The 23,563-nt window shown below is 52.7% G+C and carries 19 protein-coding genes; all 19 read right to left on the reverse strand.

Features of this window, described 5'->3' with window-relative positions; all coding sequences use genetic code 11:
* Positions 1–214: 214 nt before the first annotated feature.
* A complete protein-coding gene (dnaE, locus tag ACQ0MK_RS07975) occupies positions 215–3,700 on the reverse strand; it encodes a DNA polymerase III subunit alpha (protein WP_430475562.1) in 3,486 nt (1,161 codons plus the stop codon).
* A gap of 99 nt (positions 3,701–3,799) precedes the next feature.
* Positions 3,800–4,534: an ABC transporter ATP-binding protein gene (locus ACQ0MK_RS07980; RefSeq protein ID WP_350045981.1), complete on the reverse strand. Its 735-nt coding sequence runs from the start codon at positions 4,532–4,534 to the stop codon at positions 3,800–3,802.
* Positions 4,527–5,777, reverse strand: a complete 1,251-nt coding sequence (locus tag ACQ0MK_RS07985) for a lipoprotein-releasing ABC transporter permease subunit (RefSeq protein WP_430475563.1) — start codon at positions 5,775–5,777, stop codon at positions 4,527–4,529. Before ACQ0MK_RS07985 ends, ACQ0MK_RS07980 begins: the two co-directional genes overlap by 8 nt.
* Positions 5,778–5,893: 116 nt before the next feature.
* Positions 5,894–7,258 (reverse strand): proline--tRNA ligase, encoded by a 1,365-nt coding sequence (proS, locus tag ACQ0MK_RS07990; RefSeq protein ID WP_430475564.1) that lies wholly within the window; start codon positions 7,256–7,258, stop codon positions 5,894–5,896.
* Positions 7,259–7,382: 124 nt separating this feature from the next.
* Complete coding sequence (locus ACQ0MK_RS07995; RefSeq protein ID WP_430475565.1) at positions 7,383–7,943, reverse strand: hypothetical protein; 561 nt, start codon at positions 7,941–7,943, stop codon at positions 7,383–7,385.
* A gap of 417 nt (positions 7,944–8,360) precedes the next feature.
* Complete coding sequence (locus ACQ0MK_RS08000) at positions 8,361–8,600, reverse strand: DUF1467 family protein (protein WP_350044206.1); 240 nt, start codon at positions 8,598–8,600, stop codon at positions 8,361–8,363.
* A 77-nt stretch (positions 8,601–8,677) separates the two neighbouring features.
* Positions 8,678–9,082, reverse strand: a complete 405-nt coding sequence (gene mce, locus ACQ0MK_RS08005) for a methylmalonyl-CoA epimerase (RefSeq protein WP_430475566.1) — start codon at positions 9,080–9,082, stop codon at positions 8,678–8,680.
* Positions 9,083–9,228: 146 nt separating this feature from the next.
* On the reverse strand, positions 9,229–10,905 hold the full coding sequence (locus ACQ0MK_RS08010; protein WP_430475567.1) for a ribonuclease J: 1,677 nt from the start codon (positions 10,903–10,905) through the stop codon (positions 9,229–9,231).
* A gap of 70 nt (positions 10,906–10,975) precedes the next feature.
* On the reverse strand, positions 10,976–11,770 hold the full coding sequence (locus ACQ0MK_RS08015; protein ID WP_350044203.1) for a type III pantothenate kinase: 795 nt from the start codon (positions 11,768–11,770) through the stop codon (positions 10,976–10,978).
* Positions 11,771–11,827: 57 nt separating this feature from the next.
* Positions 11,828–12,586 (reverse strand): biotin--[acetyl-CoA-carboxylase] ligase, encoded by a 759-nt coding sequence (locus ACQ0MK_RS08020; RefSeq protein ID WP_430475568.1) that lies wholly within the window; start codon positions 12,584–12,586, stop codon positions 11,828–11,830.
* A 2-nt stretch (positions 12,587–12,588) separates the two neighbouring features.
* The gene (gene nuoN / locus ACQ0MK_RS08025; RefSeq protein ID WP_430475569.1) at positions 12,589–14,028 is read right to left on the reverse strand and encodes an NADH-quinone oxidoreductase subunit NuoN; all 1,440 of its coding nucleotides are present in this window, start codon (positions 14,026–14,028) and stop codon (positions 12,589–12,591) included.
* An 11-nt stretch (positions 14,029–14,039) separates the two neighbouring features.
* Complete coding sequence (locus ACQ0MK_RS08030) at positions 14,040–15,557, reverse strand: NADH-quinone oxidoreductase subunit M (protein WP_350045987.1); 1,518 nt, start codon at positions 15,555–15,557, stop codon at positions 14,040–14,042.
* Positions 15,558–15,563: 6 nt separating this feature from the next.
* A complete protein-coding gene (gene nuoL, locus ACQ0MK_RS08035) occupies positions 15,564–17,567 on the reverse strand; it encodes an NADH-quinone oxidoreductase subunit L (protein ID WP_430475570.1) in 2,004 nt (667 codons plus the stop codon).
* A gap of 7 nt (positions 17,568–17,574) precedes the next feature.
* Positions 17,575–17,883: an NADH-quinone oxidoreductase subunit NuoK gene (gene nuoK / locus ACQ0MK_RS08040; protein WP_350044199.1), complete on the reverse strand. Its 309-nt coding sequence runs from the start codon at positions 17,881–17,883 to the stop codon at positions 17,575–17,577.
* Positions 17,883–18,491: an NADH-quinone oxidoreductase subunit J gene (locus tag ACQ0MK_RS08045; RefSeq protein ID WP_350044198.1), complete on the reverse strand. Its 609-nt coding sequence runs from the start codon at positions 18,489–18,491 to the stop codon at positions 17,883–17,885. Before ACQ0MK_RS08045 ends, nuoK begins: the two co-directional genes overlap by 1 nt.
* 82 nt (positions 18,492–18,573) lie before the next feature.
* Positions 18,574–19,062, reverse strand: a complete 489-nt coding sequence (gene nuoI / locus ACQ0MK_RS08050; RefSeq protein ID WP_350044197.1) for an NADH-quinone oxidoreductase subunit NuoI — start codon at positions 19,060–19,062, stop codon at positions 18,574–18,576.
* A 31-nt stretch (positions 19,063–19,093) separates the two neighbouring features.
* On the reverse strand, positions 19,094–20,107 hold the full coding sequence (gene nuoH, locus ACQ0MK_RS08055; RefSeq protein WP_350045988.1) for an NADH-quinone oxidoreductase subunit NuoH: 1,014 nt from the start codon (positions 20,105–20,107) through the stop codon (positions 19,094–19,096).
* An 87-nt stretch (positions 20,108–20,194) separates the two neighbouring features.
* The gene (gene nuoG, locus ACQ0MK_RS08060) at positions 20,195–22,255 is read right to left on the reverse strand and encodes an NADH-quinone oxidoreductase subunit NuoG (protein WP_430475571.1); all 2,061 of its coding nucleotides are present in this window, start codon (positions 22,253–22,255) and stop codon (positions 20,195–20,197) included.
* 27 nt (positions 22,256–22,282) lie between these two features.
* Positions 22,283–23,563: an NADH-quinone oxidoreductase subunit NuoF gene (nuoF, locus tag ACQ0MK_RS08065; protein WP_350044194.1), complete on the reverse strand. Its 1,281-nt coding sequence runs from the start codon at positions 23,561–23,563 to the stop codon at positions 22,283–22,285.

Here is a 23,563-nt window from a genome sequence, read left to right on the forward strand (position 1 = left end):
TCCGGTTAATACCTCCGCGAAAGGGAATTTCATGCCTCATGCATGAAACACCGGATGGACGAGTTGCCATATGACGGCAGTCGCCGCTCTTTCGCGTGCGATGTTCGGGGCGGTTTTTAATCCCGTCCCGCAAAGAATGCAAGCCTTAAAGTATCTACAAATGCGCGGTTTGTGAACCTTTGGCCTTCACAAACCTGCCAAGCAGATGAAATCATCAGATTTCTTCGGCAAATTCCACACCGGGAATAGCGCCAATCGCCCCGATAAGAGATGGGCCGACTTTGTAGTTATCTTCAAGTTCGATTTCAGCCATTCGGCCGTCATCACACATAGATGACAGCGTCACAAGCCCCCGTCCCTTGCCTGCACTTTCAAGCAACTGGCGGATTTCCGCCACCGGATCGGGTTTATTCAGCCGAATACGAATACCTTCGGCGGCACCGGTAACGGCTTGTTCAAGGTCTTCAACCCGCTGACCTTGAATACGCAGCTGCCCTTCGCGCATTTCAGCCGCAACAACCAACAGAACCGGGCGGCCCGCATTGATGATTTCCTTATACGCGGCCCAGGCTTCGGCCCAAAAGGCAACTTCAAAGCTTCCCGTCGGGTCAGAGAACATCACAAAGGCGAACTTTGATCCGTTCTTTTTGGAAATCATTTCACGCGCATTGATCAATGTTCCGGCAAGACGAATTGCACCTTTGTTTTGTGCCCTCATACGGGCCGGCAATTCTTTGATCGGGGCAATCCCGATGCGCTGGATGCTTTTGCCAAAGGTATCAAGGGGATGGGCCGAAAGATAAAAACCGATTGCCGAGAATTCTTCGGTCAGTTTTTCCATCGGCACCCAGTCACGGTCTTCGGGCAGGCGGATCTTGTCTTTGCCAAAACCGCTGCTTTCGCCAAACATCGAAATCTGATCGTCGTTGCGTGCCTGCATTTCGCGCTGGGCAACGCCGATGACTTTATCGACATTTTCAAACATGACTTTGCGGTTCGAAGTAAGACAATCAAGTCCTCCTGCCCGCACTAGATTTTCCAGAAGCCGTTTATTGACCGCACGGCTATCGATCCGCGATGCAAAATCCGTAATATCGCGAAACGGTCCGTTTGCTTCGCGTTCCGCCACCAGACTTTCCATTGCCGCATCGCCAACATTGCGGATTGCCGCCAAGGCATAGCGAATTTTGCCTACACCATCGTGGTTTTCAACCGAGAACGTCACTTGCGAGTTGTTAATGCAGGGCGGCAGTATTTCGATCTCAAGCCGTTCGACTTCCTGCTTGAACACCGCAAGTTTTTCAGTGTTGTGCATATCAAGCGTCATCAAGGCGGCCATGAATTCGACCGGGTAGTTGGCCTTCAGAAACGCCGTTTGATACGCCACCAGCGCATAGGCCGCTGCGTGCGATTTGTTAAAGCCGTAGGATGCGAACTTTGCAACCTGATCAAAGATGTCAGATGCCTGTCCGCGCTCCACACCGTTTTTTGCAGAACCGTCAACAAACAGCCCACGCTGTTTTTCCATCTCCTCGGCGATTTTCTTACCCATGGCACGACGCAGCAAATCTGCACCACCAAGTGAATAGCCAGCCATGATCTGGGCCAGCTCCATGACCTGTTCCTGATAGATCATGATGCCATAGGTTTCTTCGAGGATCGGCTGCAGCATCGGGTGCATGTAGTCAGGTTCTTCCTGACCATGCTTACGCGCGATGTAATGCGGAATATTATCCATCGGCCCCGGACGATACAGCGCCACGACAGCGATAATATCTTCTAACGTATCGGGTTTCAGACCGCGCAGCACATCCTGCATCCCTTGGGATTCAAGCTGAAACACTCCGACTGTTTCTGCAGCCGACAACAGCTTGAAGGATGGCCTGTCATCAAGTTCAATCGCGCTAATATCAAAGTCTTGCGGAACGTCTTTGCGCTGACGCATCAACTTGATGGCCTCGATAATCACCGTCAGCGTTTTAAGACCAAGGAAGTCAAACTTCACCAGGCCGGCATTCTCAACATATTTCATGTTGAACTGCGTGACTGGCATATCCGAACGCGGATCGCGATAAATCGGGACCAGCTCATCGAGATCACGGTCCCCGATCACCACACCGGCCGCGTGGGTCGACGAGTTACGATAAAGACCTTCGATCTGCATGGCGATCGACAGCAAGCGGTCGATATCGGGATCTTCGCGTGCAATCCGGCGCAGGTCCGGTTCCATGTCGATCGCTTCTTTAAGCGGGATCGGTTTGGCCGGATCGCCCGGAATCATTTTACAGATTTTATCGACATAACCATACGGGATGCTGAGAACACGGCCAACATCACGCACAGCGGCCTTTGCCTGTAGCTTACCGAATGTGATGATCTGTGCGACACGGTCGTGACCGTATTTTTTCTGCACATACTCAATCACTTCACCGCGCCGATCCTGACAGAAATCGACGTCAAAGTCAGGCATGGACACACGTTCCGGATTAAGGAAACGTTCGAACAGAAGCGAAAAGCGCAACGGATCAAGGTCGGTAATCAAAAGCGCATAGGCAACAAGCGACCCCGCACCGGAACCACGGCCCGGACCGACCGGAATTTCATGATCCTTTGCCCATTGGATGAAATCCGCAACGATCAGGAAGTAACCCGGAAAACCCATCTGATTAATGATGCCAAGTTCATAGTCCAGCCGTTCCCGATACGGTTTGGCGGTCTCTTCCTTATCGGCATCGGACATGTCTTCGGTATAGACATACTTTTCCAGACGATGTTTCAGGCCTTCTTCCGACATATGGCGCAGTTCGTCCACCTCGGTTCGGCCTTCGCCACAATCAAAGGGCGGCAGGATCGGGTCAATTTTCTCGACATGCCAGGAGCAGCGTTTGGCAATTGCGATTGTGTTGTCGCAGGCTTCCGGAATGTCTGCGAACAGATCGCGCATTTCAGCAGACGTCTTAAACCGATGGTCCGGTGTCAGTTTCCAGCGTTCATCCTGACCAACAACCGCCCCCTGCCCGATGCAGATGAAAACATCATGGGCTTCATACATATCAACGGACGGGAAATAACAGTTATTGGTCGCCACCAGCGGCACATTATGATCATAGGCAAGCTTGATCAGCCCCGGTTCAACCTGATCTTCAAGTTCTGCCCCGTGACGCTGCAATTCAATATAAAGCCGGTCACCAAAAATGTCTTTTAGCTGGGCCAGGCAGCCTTCTGCCTTATCAAGCTGCTCTTCGGCGAGTAACCGCGCAAGCGGCCCGGTCGGACCACCTGTCAGGCAAATGACATGATCGGCATAGGTGCGGATATGTTCATAAAGCGCCTTTGGCTCACTCCCGGCCTCGGATGTCATATGCGCGCGCGAAACAATTTTCAGAAGGTTGAAATACCCTTCCTTGTTCTGCGCGATCAGGACAAGTCGATCGGGCATCGGTTCGCGGGCGATTTTGCCAACAGCCGGTTTGTCCCCAAACCGTTCAACCCCCATCTGAACGCCAAGGATCGGTTGAATGCCGTCACCACTCAGCGCGCCTGCAAAATCAAGTGCACCAAACATATTGTCGGTATCGGTCATCGCAACGGCGGGTTGGCCGTCAGCTGCGCAAAGCTTGGCAAGCTCCTTCGTCGTGATGGCACCTTCGGCAAGCGAATAGTTGGTGTGAACACGAAGATGGACGAAACCGTTTTCCATCGTTGGTAACCTTCTGATTTTTCAATAAAACGCAGATAACGCACCCTTTCGCCCTATGGCGAAACGGTGCGTGTTATCAGCTTAATGAATTTTGATCGCTTAGGAAAGTTCAGCCGGATCAAGTTCGATCAAATGACCATCACGCAAGGTCACAACACGGTCCATCTGACGGGCCAGTTCAGGGTTATGGGTCGCGATTAGCGACGCCAAACCGGTTTCACGCACCAAGGTCATCAACATGCCAAACACGGTGGCTGCCGTTTGCGGATCAAGGTTCCCGGTTGGCTCATCGGCAAACAAGACATCGGGCACATTGGCCAGGGCACGCGCAATCGCAACACGTTGCTGCTCGCCGCCCGACAACCGTGCCGGACGATGTTCTGCGCGATTTTCAAGCCCCAGACAGCGCAGCAATTCAAGACCGCGTTCCTGGGCTTCTGATCGTTTCAGCCCATTGATCATTTGCGGCATGACGACATTTTCAATGGCTGAAAATTCCGGCAGCAAATGATGGTACTGATAGACAAACCCGATGTGGTTGCGGCGCATTTCGGTTCGCGCGAGATCAGATAAATCTGTACTGCGCTTCCCTCCGATGGATACCAGCCCGCCATCCGGCTTTTCAAGCAAGCCTGCGATCTGAAGAAGTGTCGACTTACCCGCACCGGACGGACCAACAAGGGCAACAATTTCACCCTGATGGATTTCAAGATCGACCGATTTCAGAATTTCAAGCTGATCCGGGCCCTGATTGAAAATACGGTCGATTTTCTCAAGACGCAGAACAACATTACGCGAACGCTGCTTGGCTGTTGTTTTGATCAGATCACTCATAACGAAGGGCCTCCACCGGATCGAGCCGCGAGGCACGCCAAGCCGGATAAACCGTGGCAAGAAACGACAGGGTCAAGGACATGACACACACCAGAACCACTTCGCCGATATCCATGTCAGCTGGAAGTTGCGACAGGAAATAAATCTCGGCATTGAACAGATCCGTTCCCGTAAGGCTTTGGATTGCTTGGCGGATATTTTCGATATTCAGACAGAACAACACACCAATGGCCACACCGCTGATCGTTCCGAGCACCCCGATGGATGCCCCGGCAAGGAAGAACACCTTCATGATGGATCGGCGGGTCGCCCCCATGGTGCGCAAGATCGCAATATCGCGCCCCTTGTCTTTCACCAGCATGACCATGCCCGAAATGATGTTAAAGGCGGCCACAAGAATGATCAGGGTCAGGATCAGGAACATGACATTCCGTTCGACCTGAAGCGCATTAAAGAACCCTGCATTTGATTGCTGCCAATTCACAAGGCGCAACCGTTCACCAGAAAGGGTCGTCAGTAATGCATCCATTGTGTCATCAAGCGATGAAATATCATCAAGCATGACTTCAAAATGCGTAATCTGTTCGGGCAGACGGAAATAAACCTGTGCGGCACTCAGCGGCATAAAGATAAATCCGCTGTCATATTCATACATGCCGATGTCAAACAGCCCGGCAACCGTATAGGCCCGCACACGTGGTACGGCGCCAAATGCGGTGACATTGCCCTTTGGCGAAATCAGATTGACCGTATCCCCCACACCCACACCAAGCTTCATGGCAAGGCGCGCACCCATGATCACCGTATCGTCGCCCTTATAATCGTCAAGCGATCCAAAAACGATGTTATCGGCGATTGTTTTGCGTTTTTTGACATCTTCCGGGCGCATCCCACGGACAATCGCACCAGATGCACGACCATTCTTCGATGCCATCACCTGCCCTTCGACCACCGGGACGGTCATCATGACATTGCCGGTTTCGGCAATCTGTTTTTCGATGGCTGCGTAATCGCCAATCCCGCCATTCCCCTGCGCATAAATGGAAATGTGCCCGTTCAGGCCCAAAATGCGGCCAAGCAACTCAGCACGGAAACCATTCATCACAGACATGACAATAATCAGCGTTGCAACGCCAAGCATGATGCCAAGCAACGAAAAGATGGCAATGACCGAAACAAAGCCTTCCTGCCGACGTGGACGCAGGTAGCGGAAGGCCACCATACGTTCGAACGGACTGAACATGGGCAATCTATCCTTGTGGAATTTGGTCAGGGCACGGTTCCATGCACATTAGCACATAACAGAACCGTAAATCACAACGGGGCAGCCTGTGCTGCCCCGTTTAAATGCGTTTGGTATCAGGCGCTGATCTGGTTCAGTGCAGCTTCGAAAGTAACTTCTGTTTTTTCGCCGGTTTTGCGGTTTTTAAGTTCAACCACACCGTTTTTCAGGCCTTTAGGACCAATAATAATCTGCCATGGCAGACCAATCAAATCCATATCGGCAAACTTGCCACCAGCACGAATGTCCCGATCATCATACAGAACTTCGATGCCTGCATTGGTCATCTTGCCATAGGCGTCTTCACACGCACTATCACAGGCATCATCGCCGGTACGCAGGTTGATCAGGCCAACCTTGTACGGTGCGACGGATTCCGGCCAGATGATACCGTTTTCGTCATGCGATGCCTCGATCAGTGCGCCAACAAGGCGCGAAACGCCAATGCCGTACGACCCCATCTGAACCGGCACTTCGGTGCCATCCGGACCAAGAACAGTTGCGCCCATCGGTTCGGAATACTTCGCACCAAAGTGGAAGATATGACCGACTTCAATGCCACGGGTCGAAACAAGATCATCCCCTGAAATCGGGCTGTTGGCAGGATCATGTTTTTCTTCGGTTGCAGCATAGTCAACCAAAGTACCCTGCACCCAGTTTTCAAGGCCGGTGCGATCATTCAAATCAACGCCCCTACCTGTCAGGTCTTTATCAAGCCACTTCTTGTCACAGAAAACTTCGCTTTCGCCGGTTTCGGCCAGAACGATGAACTCGTGGCTAAGGTCGCCGCCAATCGGGCCGGTATCGGCCACCATCGGGATCGCCTTGACACCCAGACGGGCGAAGGTCCGGCAATAAGCCAGGAAAATCTTGTTATAGGTGTGACGCGCGCTTTCGTAATCGATATCGAACGAATAAGCATCTTTCATATAGAATTCGCGACCCCGCATCACGCCAAAGCGCGGGCGGATCTCGTCACGGAATTTCCACTGAATGTGATACAGCAACTGCGGAAGTTGCTTATAGGAACGCACATCCTTGCGGAAGATATCGGTGATGGCTTCTTCGTTGGTCGGGCCGAACAGCATCTTGCGATCATGACGATCCGTGATGCGCAGCATCTCAAGACCATAATCATCATAACGACCACTTTCCTGCCACAGCTCGGCTGGCTGGATGGTCGGCATCAGAAGCTCGTTAAAGCCGATCTTGTCTTGTTCTTCGCGAACGATCTGTTCGATCTTTTTAAGAACACGATGGCCAAGTGGCAGCCATGAATAGATCCCTGCGGTGAGCTGGCGCACCATACCGGCGCGCAGCATCAAACGGTGAGAAGCGATCTGTGCTTCTGACGGGGTTTCCTTCAGGGTCGGCAGAAAGAACTGGGAAAGACGCATCAATGCCTCGTGATGATCAAATCTGAATGGTTGGGCGTTTAACATAGCTTGCCCGGAAAATGCGACAGCACAGCCCGAAACGCAAGCCGGAACTTGCGTTATATCATCACGGCTTGGTTAGTTTCCAATGATGGCGAAACTACGATGGTCTCAACATACAGCTTATAGCTCACCGAAAGCCCGCCTCACGGCAGGCCGCAATCAGGTCATCATTGACCGCGTCATCACCGATTGGCTGATCGTTAAAGTAAACCCGGCCATTGCGATACGTGATCTTGCCAATACTTTGCTCCCCGCTCATACCATCGGGTGCATCGATGCCGGAATACTCAAAGAAATCCAAGGTCACAGGAAATTCGATCTCTTTGGGAAGTGATCTTAGAATGTTGCTTCCGCCATTCAAGTCCGCTGGTGTAACCGCATTTCCACGGACATCTACCCCCGGCTTATAGGCAACGTCTTCATCAGGCACATGACGAACCAGTGCCTTACACGCCGAACGCGATACCGTGATCTTTGGTTGGGCTTCTTCAGCCCCATTCGATGGTGCAGCATCAGCCCCACCCGTCGCATCATCCGCTTGTGACGATGGAAACGGGGATTCGGCCTGTGCACTTGCATTGGAAGCCGGAATCCCAATCAACAGAATTGCGGAAGCAGCCCCTAATAGTCTGATTTTAATACTTGAAAATCGATTCAAAATAGGTTCGACCAATGCAATCTTATTCATCTTGTAGTTTTACCCTATTTGTGTGCGCCGCAGCATCGTTTCATTTGTGAAGTTTCGTCAAAACATCTTGCATAAAAATGAAACATGTGGCTTTTTAGTCCTCCGCTAACGGCGCAAGATCGTTGCGGTAGGCGTATCGCAGCCGCTCAAAAAATTGCGGGAGGCTTTGTTGCCAATAAGCATACAAGAAGCAGGCGCGACGTCGAAATAAAACCTGTGCTACGTGCCCAGGTCTTAGGAGGAAGTATAAAAAGATTACGGGAAAAACAGCTATAAAATAGCATCTTAGCAAGATCCTTGTGATCTTGCTTTTTTTTTGGCCAAACGCCTTCTCGCATCAATTTGTGCAGATAAAAATGAAAAAAACCCCGCAGCATTTTGCGGGGTTTTGTTTTTGCCAAGATCGATGTGATCTTTCTATTGTGGTGGGCGAATTTCAATCATGCCACTGGTAATGACAAACCACGCCACCACCCATAAAATGCCTGAAATCGCACTTGTCGCCAGAACCTTTTTCCACATATGCGCTTGCTGCGGCGCGCCACTGTCATGGCCGGGTTCGACATTTTCGGTACGCTTGACCCCTACTGGCAAAACCATAAATAGAACCAACCACCAAATAACGATGTAAACCAGAAGTCCTGAAAACCAAGTCATGTAATTCTCTTTCCGATGGTGGTGGCGTTCTATTCATTGGTGCAGGTCACTTACACGGCGATCATGTTGCCGGGCAATCAGACCTGTTCAAGTTCAACAAGTGTGCCGTTGAAATCCTTGGGATGGAGAAACAAGACAGGTTTTCCATGCGCGCCAATCTTGGGTTCACCATTCCCCAAAACCCGTGCACCGCTTTCCAAAAGCTTATCGCGCGCAGACATGATGTCATCGACCTCATAGCAAACATGATGAATGCCACCAGAGGTGTTCTTTTCCAGAAAGCCCTTGATCGGTGAATTTTCACCCAATGGATACAGCAATTCGATCTTTGTGTTGGGCAATTCGACAAACACAACCGTGACACCGTGATCTGGTTCATCTTGCGGTTCGGAAACCTTGGCACCCAGAACATCGCGATATTGCGCGATGCCTGCTTCCAGGTCCGGTACGGCAATGGCGACATGGTTCAGCCGTCCAATCATGGTCTTACTCCTGCAAATATGATCTGCCCGATCACGTCTAACTTAGGCCAGGGCCAGAACCAAATTCAATTGCCCATTTCGTTGCATAACGCAGTAAGACCCAGCCCCGGAATGGGGGTGATTTTCAATTGTATGAGGATTAAAAATCACCCCTGTTCGTTCACACGAACCAGATGGACTTCGATCAAGGGACGTTTGCCAAGGCGCTGACGCACAGGACGGCGCAACGCTTGGCGCACAGCCAAAATCACTGCTGCATCATCAAGAACTTCGTCATCATTTAGCTGATCAACGCGGTTGCTGATTTCGGCGGCAAAGTGATTAAGTCGGATATCGTCATCCGGTTCATCATACAGGCTTGGTGCGGTGATCATTGGATCATTGACCATTTCGCCAAACTGATTAAGCACGATGGTGACAAACATCACACCGTTCCAGACAATGCGGTTACGGTTGCGGAACGTATTCGCATCCCGTTTAAGCAACCGCCCGCCATCAAGGGCAAGAACGCCAGCTTCGGCGATACCGATCACATGGGCATCGCCGGGTGACAGGCGAATAACCGTCCCATCGTGGGGAATAACCTGCTCAGGGATCTGACATTCAGCACCCAAAGCCGCCTGTTCACATAAATGGCGGGTTTCGCCGTGAACTGGCACCAGAATTTTCGGGCGGGTCAATTGATACATCCGCGTCAGGTCTTCACGTCCCGGATGGCCCGATACATGGATCGGTTCATCGCGGGCGGTAATGACCTTGATACCGCGACGGATCAAAAGGTTCTGGACATAGCCAATTGCCTTCTCATTGCCCGGAATTTCCCGCGACGAAAAGACAACCGTATCGCCGGCATCAAGTTGAACCGTCGGGTGGTCCCCCTTGGCAATGCGCGACAATGCCGCACGCGGTTCGCCCTGTGATCCGGTACAAATCAAAAGCACCTGATCCTTGGGAACTTCCATGGCCACTTCGGCACTCAGAAGGTTGGGATATTCCGTCAGATAGCCAACTTCGCGGGCAACTTCGGTAACACGATCAAGCGACCGCCCGGCCAAACCAACACAGCGCCCGTTTTCATGGGCAGCTTCGATCACGGATTGGACACGCGCGACGTTGGTCGCAAAGCAGGCAACTGCAATACGTCCTTGCGGATGCTCGGCAAACAAGGTGGACAGGTTTTTGGCGACTTCGCTTTCCGATCCGGTTTTGCCTTCGGAAAAGACATTGGTCGAATCACAGACCAAGGCAATGACACCTTCATCGCCAAGGGCTTCAAGCTTTTTGACATCCGATGCCTCGCCAATTTGCGGGTCGGGATCGAATTTCCAGTCACCGGTATGAACAATCAATCCTTTTGGCGTGCGAATGGCCAATGCATTCGGCTCAAGGATCGAATGCGTCATGGTGACGAATTCAATGTCAAAGCAACCCAGCGTAAACCGCCCGCCCAGCTCGATCACGTGGATCGGCACCTGATCTGCAAAATCGGTTTCTGACAGTTTGGCTTTTAGAAATTCTGCGGCAAACGGCGTCGCGTAGATCGGGCATTTCAGGCGCTTCCACAGATATGGTACAGCGCCGAGGTGATCTTCGTGTGCGTGGGTCAGAACAAGACCAAGCAGCTTGTCTTTGCGGTCTTCGATGAAGGCCGGATCGGGCATGACAACATCAACGCCCGGCAAGCCTTCCTCGCTAAAGGACACGCCCATATCGACCATAAGCCACTGATCATCATAGCCATAAAGGTTCATGTTCATGCCGATCTCGCCGGAACCGCCGAGCGGTACGAACAACACTTCGTCTTTTGGCAAATACAAATCCACGGACGGTAATCCTTTATCTTCGGCATTCTGATCAGGCGCGGGACAAAACATCCCCTACCCGGCGCAAGCCCTATTGAGCCTGATTGGCAGTCTTTTGGCTGTTACGACGATAAATCATCAACAAGCCCAGCATGGTCAAATCGCCATTCAAATATTCAATCTCATCGACAGCCTTTGTAAATAACGGTGCAAGCCCGCCAGTCGCAACAACCTTGATATGGTCGACATTCTGCTGTTTGCGGATACGCGACAGCAACCCTTCGATCATGGAGACATAACCCCAATAAACACCCGACTGCATCGCCTCGACCGTGTTCTTGCCGATGACATTGCGGGGTGCTTCGATGGCAACCATCGGCAACTGGGCCGCGGCCATGTGAAGTGCCTTGATCGACAGGTTTACCCCCGGTGCAATCACACCGCCAAGATAATCGCCATTGCCATCAACCACGTCAAAGGTCGTTGCCGTCCCAAAATCAAGAACAACCAACGGCCCCCCAAACAACTCGTGCGCGGCAACCGCATTCACAAGACGGTCAGCACCGACTTCGCCGGGATTGTCCATAATGATCTTCATATCAAGATCAACATCCGGATCCCCGACTACCATCGGATCAACGTTGAAATACCGACGACACAGGGTCTTCAGGCTGAATTCTGCTGCTGGTACCACGGTTGCAATGATTGCACCAGTTATCGCATCAACCGGCACCCCTGACAGGGTAAACAGGTGATGAAGCCACACACCCAATTCATCGGCGGTGCGTTCGGTAGTTGTTGAACAACGCCATTGGCCTTTGATGGTATCGCCATCAAAAACCGCAAAAACAATGTTGGTATTCCCGGCGTCAATCGCAAGCAACATGATGCTTACAGGCCTCCGCTTCAAAGCAAGACAGGGTCATGACCCTGTTCATTCACGTCAGGTGGAAAAGAAAACTTCTCCAGCCCCGATACGGTGTTCGATACCGCTATCATCTCTTAGGATAAGAGAACCATCATCATCAAGTCCGATGAAGGTTCCTTCAAGTTCGCGTTCAGTCAGGCGGGCAACAACCGGATTGCCAATGCCATAACCGCGTATAAGCCACGCTTCGCGTATCGGTGTAAAGCCTTCGGTTTCCCATATCGGCAACCAATGTGCGACCCGCGCGATATAGGTCGAAACCAGATCATCAACCGAAACCGGCGCGCCAAGAGTTGCAAGCGAGGTCGCGAGGCGTTCGGAATCGTCGGGGAAGAAAGCAACATTCACCCCGGCCCCGATCACAAGATAATCGGTCGCCGATCCCTTATTTGACGCACTTTCAAGCAAGATACCGCAAATCTTACGGCCATTGACCATCAGATCATTGGGCCATTTACAGTCCGGTCGCACCTGTTGTCCTGTTACGGTTTCAATCGCCTCGGCCATGGCAACCGCGATCAGGAATGTCAGGCGGGCTGCCTCGGCCAATGAACAGGTCGGGCGCAGTAACAAGGATGAATACAGGTTGCCAACAGGCGATGACCAATCCCGTCCGCGGCGTCCGCGGCCGGATGTCTGGCTTCTGGCTAAAACAAGGGCGCCACTTTGGGCGCCCTTGTCCGCGAGGCGCTTGGCCTCGTCATTTGTGCTGTCGATCGCTTCCAGTTCGTGAAGGTAGAAACCTTCGGGAAGACGGATCGTTCGCGCTGTCATTCTTACTGTCCGAACAGTGAGGCGGCAGCAACAGCTGCGCTATCCATCAACGGATTCGGGAAGAAGACAAAGGCCAGAATGATGATCGTGGCAAACGCCATGATGACATTCATTTCCGTACCATTGCGATCAAACCCTTCGACCGGCTCATCGAAATACATGACCTTGATGATGCGCAGATAGTAATAGGCACTGACGACCGAGGTAACCAAACCAATGACAGCCAATGTCACAAGACCTGCATCAACTGCGGCCTTAAAGACATAGAACTTACCAAAGAAACCAGCCAGCGGCGGGATACCTGCCATCGAGAACATCAGAAGTGCTGTAACAGCAGCCATCAGCGGCTTGGTTTTGGCAAGACCGGCAAGGTCGGTAATTTCCTCGTTCATGCGGTTGTTGCGACGCATGCACAGGATAACCGCAAAGGTGCCCAGGTTCATCACAAGGTAGATACCAAGATAAACCAGAATACCTGTCACACCATCCCGCGTACCTGCCGCCAGACCAACAAGGGCAAACCCGACGTGACCGATGGACGAATACGCCATCAGACGTTTGATGTTTTCCTGACGAAGGGCCGCAAACGAACCAATCACCATCGACAGGATCGAGATCAGAACAATGATCTGCTGCCAGTCTTCAACAATCCCGCCAAACGGACCGATTGCAACACGGATGAACAGGGCAAGACCAGCAATCTTCGGGGCAACTGCAAAGAAGGACGTGACCGGGGTCGGCGCACCTTCGTAAACGTCCGGCGTCCACATGTGGAACGGAACAGCAGAAACCTTAAAGCACAGACCGGCAAAGATGAATGCCAGACCAACCAGCGCGCCAAGCGGACGTTCGCCACCCGAAAGGGTATCGGCAAGAACGCTGAAATTGGTGGTTCCGGTGAAACCGTAAACCATCGACATACCATACAGCAGAATGCCCGAGGCAATCGACCCAAGGATGAAGTATTTCAGGCCCGATTCCGTCGAACGCACCGTGTCGCGGCGGATTGCAGCAACAACGTAAAGTGCAAGCGACTGAAGTTCGAGACCAAGATACAGCGACAGCATATCGGTTGCCGATACCATCGCCATCATGCCAAGCGTGGCAAGAGTGATCAGGATCGGGAACTCGAACCGTGACATATTCTCACGTTCGGCAAAGTTCATTGCCATGATGATGCCGGTTGAAGATCCAATCAGGATCATGACCTTGCAGAACTTGGCAAAGGCATCTGCACTGAACTGACCAAAGAAGGCATCGCCCCCCTCGCCGGTCACCACAAGGATAATCGTGATGACCTGGGCGGCAACCGCCAACCAGGACACAGTGCGGAACGCTTTGTCCTTGCCTGCGAAAACCCCAAGCATCAACAGAGCCAAGGCAGAAACTGCCATAAACATTTCGGGCAGTGCGGCCCCGAGGTTGAGCATAGAAACTCCCATGTTCATTCCCCTCAATTCGCGGCCAGCTGGGCGGCATTTGCCGCTGCAGCCTGGGCCGTTTCAACATGGTTGACGAGGTTCTCAACCGAAACATGCATGATGTCGAGGAAGGAGACCGGATAGACCCCCATCCAAAGGACGACAATCACCAACGGAGCAAAGATGATCCATTCACGCGGACTTAGATCGAGGATCGATTTCAGGTTTTCCTTGGTCAGGGCCCCGAAGATAATCCGACGATAAAGATACAGCGCATATGCCGCACCAAGGATCAGGCCGGTTGCCGCAAAGAACGCAACCCAGGTGTTGGCTTCAAACGCCCCCAACAATGTCAGGATTTCGCCAACAAACCCACCCGTCCCCGGAAGACCGACAGACGCCATGGTGAAGAACATGAAGATGAATGCATATCCCGGCATCCGGTGAACCAGACCGCCATAGGCGTCGATTTCACGGGTATGGATGCGGTCATAGACAACACCAACACACAAGAACAGCGCACCGGAAACCACACCGTGGCTGAGCATCTGGAAGATCGAACCTTCGATACCATGCTGGTTAAAGGTGAAAGCACCGATGGTCACGATCCCCATATGGGCAACCGACGAATATGCAATCAGCTTTTTCATGTCCTGCTGGGCGAGTGCAACCAGAGAGGTATAAATGATTGCGACAATCGACAGCGTGAAGACAAGCGGCGCAAAGGTTTCAGATGCCAGCGGCATCATCGGCAGCGAGAAACGCAGGAAACCGTAACCACCCATTTTCAACAACACGCCAGCCAGAATAACAGAACCGGCAGTCGGTGCTTCAACGTGGGCATCGGGAAGCCAGGTATGAACCGGCCACATCGGAACTTTAACAGCAAAGGATGCGAAGAAGGCCAGCCACAGCCACAGCTGCATATTATAGTCGAACCCGTACTCCATCAGGGTCGGGATGTCGGTCGTGCCTGCTTCGAAATACATCGCCAGCAGCGCAACCAGCATCAGAACCGAGCCAAGAAGCGTATAAAGGAACAACTTGAATGCAGCGTAAACACGACGCTGACCGCCCCAGACACCGATGATGATAAACATCGGGATCAGGACGCCTTCGAAGAACAGATAGAACAACAAACCGTCAAGCGAGCTGAACATACCGACCATCATCGTTTCAAGAACGAGGAAGGCGATCATGTATTCCTTCACGCGCTTCTGGATTGCTTCCCATGCCGACAAAATACAAATCGGTGTCAGGAAGGTCGCAAGCAGGACGAACAGAACGGAAATACCGTCAACGCCCATGTGATAGGAAATGTTCAGACCCGGCATCCAGTCCGCCTGCTCGACGAACTGGAAATCTGCGGTCGTTGTGTCGAAATTCACCCACAGCATCAAAGATACAAGGAAGGTGAACCCCGAGGTCCAAAGCGCAACCCAACGGGAATTGCGGGCGACATTCGCCTCATCGCCATTGATCAGGAGCAGCAAGGCTGCACCGACCAGCGGCAAGAAGGTGACGATCGAAAGAATTGGCCAATCACTCATCGCCCGTTAACCCATCTTCCAAATTGTGTAGGAGACCAGCGCCGCAATGCCAATCAGCATCGCGAATGCATAGTGATAAACGAAACCACTTTGAATGGCGCTGACGCGACGTGCGATGTTACGGCAAGCTGCCGCCACACCATCCGGACCGCAACCATCAATGATGGCACCATCCCCTGACTTCCATAAGCCATAGCCAAGTGAAAAGGCCGGTTTTACGAAAATCTTGTCATAGAGTTCGTCAAAGTACCATTTGTTCAGAACGAAGCGGTACAGACCGTTAAACGTGTTCGCCAACGTCCGTGGAAGCGACGGAACCAGTTTGTACATCACAACCGCAAGTGCAAAACCAGTGATCATCGCAACAAATGGTGCCAGCTTGACCCAGCCCGGAACATGGTGAGCATGTTCAAGCGCCTGATGGCCTTCTGCCATGAAGAGCGCGCCATTCCAGAAGGACAGCATTTCTTCATAGTCACCACCACCGAACCAGTCTTTGGCAAACCAACCGGCAAAAATCGCACCGATGGTCAGGAACAAAAGCGGTCCCGTCATGATCGCCGGGCTTTCATGGACATGCGCCATCGTGCGTTCATCAGCACGCGGGGCACCAAAGAAGGTCATAAAGACCAGACGCCAGCTATAGAACGAGGTCATCAAGGCCGCAAGAATACCAGCCCAGAAGGCATAAAGACCAACACCGGTATGTGCCGCATAGGCACTTTCGATGACAAGGTCTTTGGAATAGAAGCCGGCAAGGCCCGGAACACCGGTAATGGCCAGCGTACCAACCATCATCACGGCAAAAGTCACCGGAACCATTTTCCAGATACCGCCCATTTTGCGCATGTCCTGTTCATCCGACATTGCGTGGATGACCGAACCTGCACCAAGGAACAGCAGTGCTTTGAAGAAACCGTGCGTCATCAGGTGGAACACACCTGCCGAATATGCCGACACACCGCAGGCAAAGAACATATAGCCCAGCTGCGAACAGGTCGAATATGCGATCACGCGTTTGATGTCGTTCTGCACACAGCCGATGGTCGCCGCAAAGAATGCCGTCGATGCACCAACAATGGTTACGATCATCAAGGTTGTTTCAGCATATTCAAAGATCGGCGACAGACGGGCAACCATGAACACACCGGCCGTCACCATGGTTGCCGCGTGAATAAGTGCGGAAACCGGGGTCGGGCCTTCCATTGCGTCTGGAAGCCAAGTGTGCAGGCCAAGCTGTGCCGATTTACCCATCGCGCCGATAAACAGCAGGAAGCAGGTAATTTCCAAGGCCGAGAATTCATAACCAAGGAACATCAAGGTCGATCCGGCGACTTCTTCGGCATTGGCAAAGATGACGTCGAACTGAACGCTATCGAACAGCACATAGACCGCAAATATACCCAGCGCAAAGCCAAAGTCACCAACGCGGTTCACAAGGAACGCCTTGATCGCAGCGGCGGATGCCGATGGCTTGGAATACCAGAAACCGATCAGAAGATACGATGCCAGACCAACGCCTTCCCAACCGAAGAACAGCTGGATCAGGTTATCGGCGGTAATCAGCATCAGCATCGCAAAGGTGAACAGGCTGAGATACGCCATAAAGCGCGGCTTGTCCGGGTCATGCGACATATAGCCGATGGAATAGATATGAACCATCGAAGACACGCCGGTCACAACAATCAGCATCACACAGGTCAGCGTATCAATACGCAGCGCCCAGGACGCATCAAAGTTGCCCGAAGAAATCCAGGTGAACAGTTCAATCGTTACCGGGTTACCGCCAAGCGCAACATCGACAAAGGCAAAGATCGAAATGATAAAGGAAATTACAACACCGCAAACGGTGACAAGCTGTGCCACGCGGTCGCCGGACGAAACACCATGATGATGATGACCATGCGCATCATGCGGAGCATCCTTCGATGTCGACATGGCGCCGACAAGCGTGATGGTCCCGGCGATGGCTGCCGCGATCAGGGGCAGGAATACAATCAGCGGATACATATCTGCCTTACCCCTTCATCATGTTGATGTCTTCGACCGCGATGGTGCCGCGGTTACGGAAATAGACGACCAGGATCGCCAGACCAATTGCCGCTTCAGCCGCCGCAACTGTCAGAACGAAGATGGTAAAGACCTGTCCAACAAGGTCGCCAAGGAATGACGAGAACGAGACAAGGTTGATATTGACCGCCAGCAGCATCAGCTCGATCGACATCATGATGATGATGACGTTCTTACGGTTCATGAAGATGCCGAAGATCCCGAGCGTGAAAAGGATCGCCGCGACGGTCAGATAATGTGCAAGACCGATTTCCATCAGATCCCCCTTCCAACCTGGACTTTTTTGATTTCAAGCGTATCAGCGCGGGTACGCTTGATCTGCTCGGAGATATTCTGACGGCGAACACCTTCACGGTGACGCAGCGTCAAGACAATTGCCCCGATCATCGCAACAAGCAGAACCAGACCAGCCGCCTGGAAGATGTATACGTAATCGGTGTAAATCAATTGGCCAAGCGCCTCTACGTTGGTCACACCGACGGGTGTCGGCTGCGCAAGTACCGCGACCGCCTCATCGGTAAGAGTCCAACCTGCGCCAACAAGTGCCAGTTCGACAAACAGAACAACTGCGATCAGAACCCCGATCGGCAAGTAGTTCAGGAAACCCTGGCGCATCTCAACAAAGTTGATGTCCAGCATCATCACGACGAACAGGAACAAGACCGCAACCGCGCCGACATAAACGACGACGAGAAGCATGGCGAGAAACTCGGCACCCAGCAGAACGAAAAGTCCCGCTGCGTTAAAGAATGTCAAGATCAGCAACAATACCGAATGCACCGGGTTGCGAACGGTCACAACCGCAGTCGCAGACAAAACCGCGACGGTAGCAAACAAGTAAAAAGCCAAAGCCTGTACGACCATAAGGTACCCCCTTGGCGAGCCGTTGACGCCCTTTTGGCAAACAACGGCCCATAACTCTCTTTCTAACGATCAGACGCGACACTTACCGGTAAGGTGCGTCTGCCTCCAATCGTGCAGCAAGCTCGGCTTCCCAGCGCTCGCCGTTTTCAAGAAGCTTGTCCTTGTCATAGAACAGCTCCTCGCGGTTTTCGGTTGCGAACTCGAAGTTCGGACCTTCGACGATGGCATCTACCGGGCAGGCTTCTTCGCAGAAACCACAATAGATGCATTTCGTCATATCAATGTCGTAGCGGGTTGTACGACGCGAACCATCGTCACGCGGCTCCACCTCGATGGTGATGGCCTGTGCCGGACAGATTGCTTCGCACAGCTTACAGGCAATGCAGCGCTCTTCCCCGTTGGGATAGCGACGCAAAGCGTGTTCGCCACGGAAACGCGGGCTCAGCGGACCTTTTTCATATGGGTAGTTCAGCGTCACTTTTGGCTTGAACATATATTTCAAGGTGAGCGCCATACCCGATACGAGTTCCACGAGCAGGAAGCTCCGGGCCGTCCGATCAATAAATGACATCGTTTACCTCTCTCTTTCCGATGCGCGGCGATCAGGCCGGGACCTTGTCAAATACAACGAGGAACGTGGCAACCAGCATGACCCAGGCGAACGACAGCGGCAGGAAGATTTTCCAGCCCAGACGCATCAGTTGGTCATAGCGGTAACGCGGGAATGTTGCACGCACCCACAAGAAGATGAACAGAACGAAACAGATCTTCAGAATGAACCAGATCGCCCCGGGGATGAATTCAAGGAACGGCAACGGCGCGGTCCAACCACCCAGGAACAGAATGGCACAGAGGCCACTCATCAGGATCATGTTGGCGTATTCACCCAGGAAGAACAGCGCAAAGGTCATTGCCGAATAATCGACGTTGTAACCAGATACCAGTTCGGCCTCAGCTTCGGGAAGGTCAAACGGTGCGCGGTTGGTTTCTGCCAGAATGGACACGATGAAGACGATGAACATCGGGAAGTGATAAACAAAGTTCCACTCCCACATGCCGCCAACCTGACCGCGGACGATGTCGCTCAAATTCAGGGAACCGGTGGTCAACAGAACCGAAATGATGATCAGGCCAATCGAAATTTCGTACGAAACCATCTGGGCGCCGGAACGCAGCGCGCCAAGGAATGCGTATTTGGAGTTCGATGCCCAACCGGCCATCACGATGCCGTAAACACCCAGCGAAGAAATCGCGAAGATATAAAGGATACCAACGTTCAAATCCGCCAGAACCATGCCCTCGTCGAACGGAATAACCGCCCAGGCAATGATCGCCAGAATGAATGTCAGCATCGGGGCGATGATAAACACGCCCTTATTCGCGCTGCTCGGAATGATTGTTTCTTTCAGAAACAGCTTCAGACCATCAGCAAGCGGTTGCAAAAGGCCAAATGGCCCCACAACGTTCGGGCCTTTACGGAGCTGAATAGCACCGATGACCTTACGCTCTGCGTAGGTCAGATAAGCGACAGCGACCAGCAGCGGGACCACAATCGCCAAAATCTTGGCGACGATCCAGACTACCGGTTCAATATATCCGTCCCAAAGAAGTTCCATCGGTCAAACCGTATCTTTTGCGTTTCGTCCCTGAATTGGGACACCCCCTTGCGGGATGGGCGACGATCAGATCGCCGCCCCCCTTACTCAGGCAACCTTCTCGGCAGCCGCTTCTTTAACAAAGGCCTCAGTACATTTGGCCATTGTTACCGATGCACGGCTAATCGGGTCGGTCATATAGAAATTGCGAACCGGCGATACAAAGCCTTCCGGCTTCATGTCACCTTCTTTACCGAAATCGGTCCATTCGGCCTTGGATGGAACATTCAGCGACGCAAAGGTCGGGCTGATTTCCACCATGCGGGCGCGAACAGCATCGATATTATCGTACGGCAGGGTCATATCCAGTGCGCCCGAAAGTGCACGAACAATCGTCCAGTCTTCACGTGCATCACCGAGCGGGAAGATCGCACGCCAGCCCTGCTGTGCACGGCCTTCGGTGTTGACGTAAGTCCCGTTCTTTTCGGTATAGGCAGCACCCGGCAGAATGACATCTGCGGCCTGTGCGCCGGCATCGCCCATTGCACCCTGGTAAATGACAAATGCCTTTTCCAGTTTGCTGGTGTCGACTTCATCAGCGCCCAACAGATAGACAACTTTGACATCGCCTTTTGCAGCGCCATCAAGAATGTCGTTGGTTGCCAGACCGCCCTCACCCGGGACGAAGCCCAGATCAAGGCCGCCGACACGTGATGCGGCGGTGTGCAGAACGTTAAAGCCGTTCCATTCACCAGAAACCATACCGAATTTCTCGGCAATCGCACGGGTAGCGGCCAGAACAGCATCGCCATCTTCACGGTTCAAAGCGCCCATGCCGACAATGATCATCGGTTTATCAGCCGCTTTGAGAAGCTTGGCGAAGTCGTTCTTGCCATCAAGAATTTCTGCAAGGGTGTCCGGGCCTGCACCAAGATAATCGTTCTTGAAGGTCGGATCCCATTTCTCGCCAATGATCCCGAGTTTGAAATCACCAGCCGTCGCACGCCAGCGCTTACGCAGGCGGGAATTAATGATCGGCGCTTCAGCACGCACATTCGCACCAACGACCAAGCAGACATCTGCTTCATCAATGCCCGAAATCGTGCTGTTGAAGATGTAAGAACCGCGTGGGCCACCAATTTTGGAGCCATCCTGACGGCAATCAAGGTTTGGCGAACCAAGTTTCCCCATCAGGTCTTTCAGCGCGGTCATGGATTCACAATCAACCGTGTCACCGGCAATCGCGGCAATCTGTTTGCCTTTAAGACCAGAAACCTTTGCCTTGATCGCGGCAAATGCTTCGTCCCAGCTTGCAGGCTGAAGTTTGCCATTCACGCGAACATACGGACGGTCAAGACGCTGACGCTTCAGACCATCAATGGCATAACGGGTTTTGTCCGAAATCCATTCTTCGTTGATGTCTTCGTTGGTGCGCGGAAGCACACGAAGAACTTCGCCGGTACGCGCATCAATACGAATGTTCGACCCAACTGCGTCCATCACATCGACGCTATCGGTCTTTTTCAATTCCCACGGTCGCGCGGTGAACGCATACGGTTTGGACGTCAAGGCGCCAACCGGGCAAAGATCAATCAGGTTCCCCGAAAGTTCGGAGTTGATCGATGCTTCGATATACGGTCCGACCTCGGTGTCTTCGCCACGATAGACAGCACCCATGGTGCCGACACCTGCGACTTCCTCGGAGAAACGAACGCAACGTGTGCAGTGAATGCAGCGCGTCATGATCGTTTTTACGATCGGGCCAAGTTCTTTGTCTTTGACCGCACGCTTTTTCTCAGCGTAGCGCGATGAACCACACCCATAGGCCATTGCCTGGTCCTGTAGGTCACATTCACCGCCCTGATCACAGATCGGGCAATCTAGCGGGTGGTTGATCAGCAGGAATTCCATAACGCCGCTGCGTGCTTTATGCACCAGCGGGGAATCCGTTTTGATCACCATTCCATCTGCAGCAGGCATGGCACAGGACGCGACCGGCTTGGGCGCGCGTTCCATTTCAACCAGGCACATACGGCAGTTACCGGCGATTGACAGGCGCTCGTGATAGCAGAAACGCGGGATTTCCTTACCGGCCTCTTCACAGGCCTGTAGAACAGTCGCCCCGGCTTCTACTTCAACTTCTATACCGTCAACTGTTAGTTTCGGCATGTCTCAATCCCTCTCAACAGGCCCCTCTCAGGCCGCGATCCGCGCGCGATATTCCTTGATCCGACGTTCCATTTCGGGACGGAAATGTCGGATAAGGCCCTGAATAGGCCATGCGGCTGCATCGCCAAGCGCACAAATGGTGTGGCCTTCGACCTGTTTGGTCACATCCCACAACATATCAATTTCATCAAGCGTGGCCTGACCGCGAACCATGCGCGACATAATACGTGCCATCCACCCCGTACCTTCACGGCACGGCGTGCACTGACCACAGCTTTCATGTTTGTAGAATTCCGACAGACGCGCGATCGCGTAAACAATGTCCGTAGACTTGTCCATGACGATCACGGCCGCCGTACCAAGACCCGACCCCACTTCACGCAGGCCATCAAAGTCCATCAATACGTTGTCGCAAACATCTTTCGGCATCAACGGAACCGAAGACCCGCCAGGAATAACCGCCAGAAGGTTGTCCCAACCGCCGCGAACGCCGCCACAATGCTTGTCAATCAGTTCACGCAGCGGAATGCTCATTGCTTCTTCCACGGTGCACGGCTTTTCAACGTGACCGGAAATGGCAAACAGCTTGGTCCCGTGGTTGTTCTCGCGGCCAAAGCTTGAGAACCATGAGCCGCCACGACGCAGAATGGTCGGAACCGCTGCGATACTTTCAACATTGTTGACCGTGGTCGGGCAACCATACAAACCGGCATTCGCCGGGAATGGTGGCTTAAGGCGCGGCTGACCTTTTTTACCTTCAAGGCTTTCAATCAGGGCTGTTTCTTCGCCACAGATATAAGCACCCGCCCCAAGATGGACGTAAAGGTCAAAGTCCCAGCCAGAACCACAGGCATTCTTGCCAAGGAAACCGGCTTCGTAGGCCTGATCAATCGCGATCTGCAGGTTCGATGCTTCGTGATAGAACTCACCGCGGATATAGATATATCCGGCATGTGCATTCATCGCGACAGCAGCCAGCAGGCAGCCTTCAATCAATGTATGCGGATCATTACGCATGATCTCGCGGTCTTTACAGGTGCCCGGTTCGCCTTCGTCAGCATTGACGACAAGATAGCTCGGACGACCATCGGATTCTTTGGGCATGAACGACCATTTAAGGCCGGTCGGGAAGCCTGCGCCCCCACGACCACGCATCCCCGATGATTTCATTTCATCGATGATCCAGTCGCGGCCTTTTTCGATCAGGCCCTTGGTCCCGTCCCAATTACCACGTGCCTGTGCACCTTTAAGACCGAAGTCCTGAAAACCGTACAGGTTGGTAAAGATACGATCCTTATCCTGCAGCAT

Origin of the sequence: Thalassospira lucentensis (assembly GCF_050516545.1) — a bacterium.
GTDB classification, from domain to species: Bacteria; Pseudomonadota; Alphaproteobacteria; order Rhodospirillales; family Thalassospiraceae; genus Thalassospira; species Thalassospira lucentensis_C.

What these genes read in the sequence shown, in the direction of transcription:
- nuoF (WP_350044194.1), bottom strand. Translation starts at nt 23,563, where the DNA reads ATGCTGCAGGATAAGGATCGTATCTTTACCAACCTGTACGGTTTTCAG.
- ACQ0MK_RS07980 (WP_350045981.1), bottom strand. Translation starts at nt 4,534, where the DNA reads ATGAGTGATCTGATCAAAACAACAGCCAAGCAGCGTTCGCGTAATGTT.
- ACQ0MK_RS08020 (WP_430475568.1), bottom strand. Translation starts at nt 12,586, where the DNA reads ATGACAGCGCGAACGATCCGTCTTCCCGAAGGTTTCTACCTTCACGAA.
- mce (WP_430475566.1), bottom strand. Translation starts at nt 9,082, where the DNA reads ATGATTGGACGGCTGAACCATGTCGCCATTGCCGTACCGGACCTGGAA.
- ACQ0MK_RS08000 (WP_350044206.1), bottom strand. Translation starts at nt 8,600, where the DNA reads ATGACTTGGTTTTCAGGACTTCTGGTTTACATCGTTATTTGGTGGTTG.
- nuoL (WP_430475570.1), bottom strand. Translation starts at nt 17,567, where the DNA reads ATGTATCCGCTGATTGTATTCCTGCCCCTGATCGCGGCAGCCATCGCC.
- dnaE (WP_430475562.1), bottom strand. Translation starts at nt 3,700, where the DNA reads ATGGAAAACGGTTTCGTCCATCTTCGTGTTCACACCAACTATTCGCTT.
- ACQ0MK_RS07995 (WP_430475565.1), bottom strand. Translation starts at nt 7,943, where the DNA reads ATGAATAAGATTGCATTGGTCGAACCTATTTTGAATCGATTTTCAAGT.
- nuoH (WP_350045988.1), bottom strand. Translation starts at nt 20,107, where the DNA reads ATGGAACTTCTTTGGGACGGATATATTGAACCGGTAGTCTGGATCGTC.
- nuoG (WP_430475571.1), bottom strand. Translation starts at nt 22,255, where the DNA reads ATGCCGAAACTAACAGTTGACGGTATAGAAGTTGAAGTAGAAGCCGGG.
- nuoN (WP_430475569.1), bottom strand. Translation starts at nt 14,028, where the DNA reads ATGGGAGTTTCTATGCTCAACCTCGGGGCCGCACTGCCCGAAATGTTT.
- nuoI (WP_350044197.1), bottom strand. Translation starts at nt 19,062, where the DNA reads ATGTCATTTATTGATCGGACGGCCCGGAGCTTCCTGCTCGTGGAACTC.
- ACQ0MK_RS08030 (WP_350045987.1), bottom strand. Translation starts at nt 15,557, where the DNA reads ATGAGTGATTGGCCAATTCTTTCGATCGTCACCTTCTTGCCGCTGGTC.
- proS (WP_430475564.1), bottom strand. Translation starts at nt 7,258, where the DNA reads ATGTTAAACGCCCAACCATTCAGATTTGATCATCACGAGGCATTGATG.
- ACQ0MK_RS08045 (WP_350044198.1), bottom strand. Translation starts at nt 18,491, where the DNA reads ATGGTCGTACAGGCTTTGGCTTTTTACTTGTTTGCTACCGTCGCGGTT.
- nuoK (WP_350044199.1), bottom strand. Translation starts at nt 17,883, where the DNA reads ATGGAAATCGGTCTTGCACATTATCTGACCGTCGCGGCGATCCTTTTC.
- ACQ0MK_RS07985 (WP_430475563.1), bottom strand. Translation starts at nt 5,777, where the DNA reads ATGTTCAGTCCGTTCGAACGTATGGTGGCCTTCCGCTACCTGCGTCCA.
- ACQ0MK_RS08015 (WP_350044203.1), bottom strand. Translation starts at nt 11,770, where the DNA reads ATGTTGCTTGCGATTGACGCCGGGAATACCAACATTGTTTTTGCGGTT.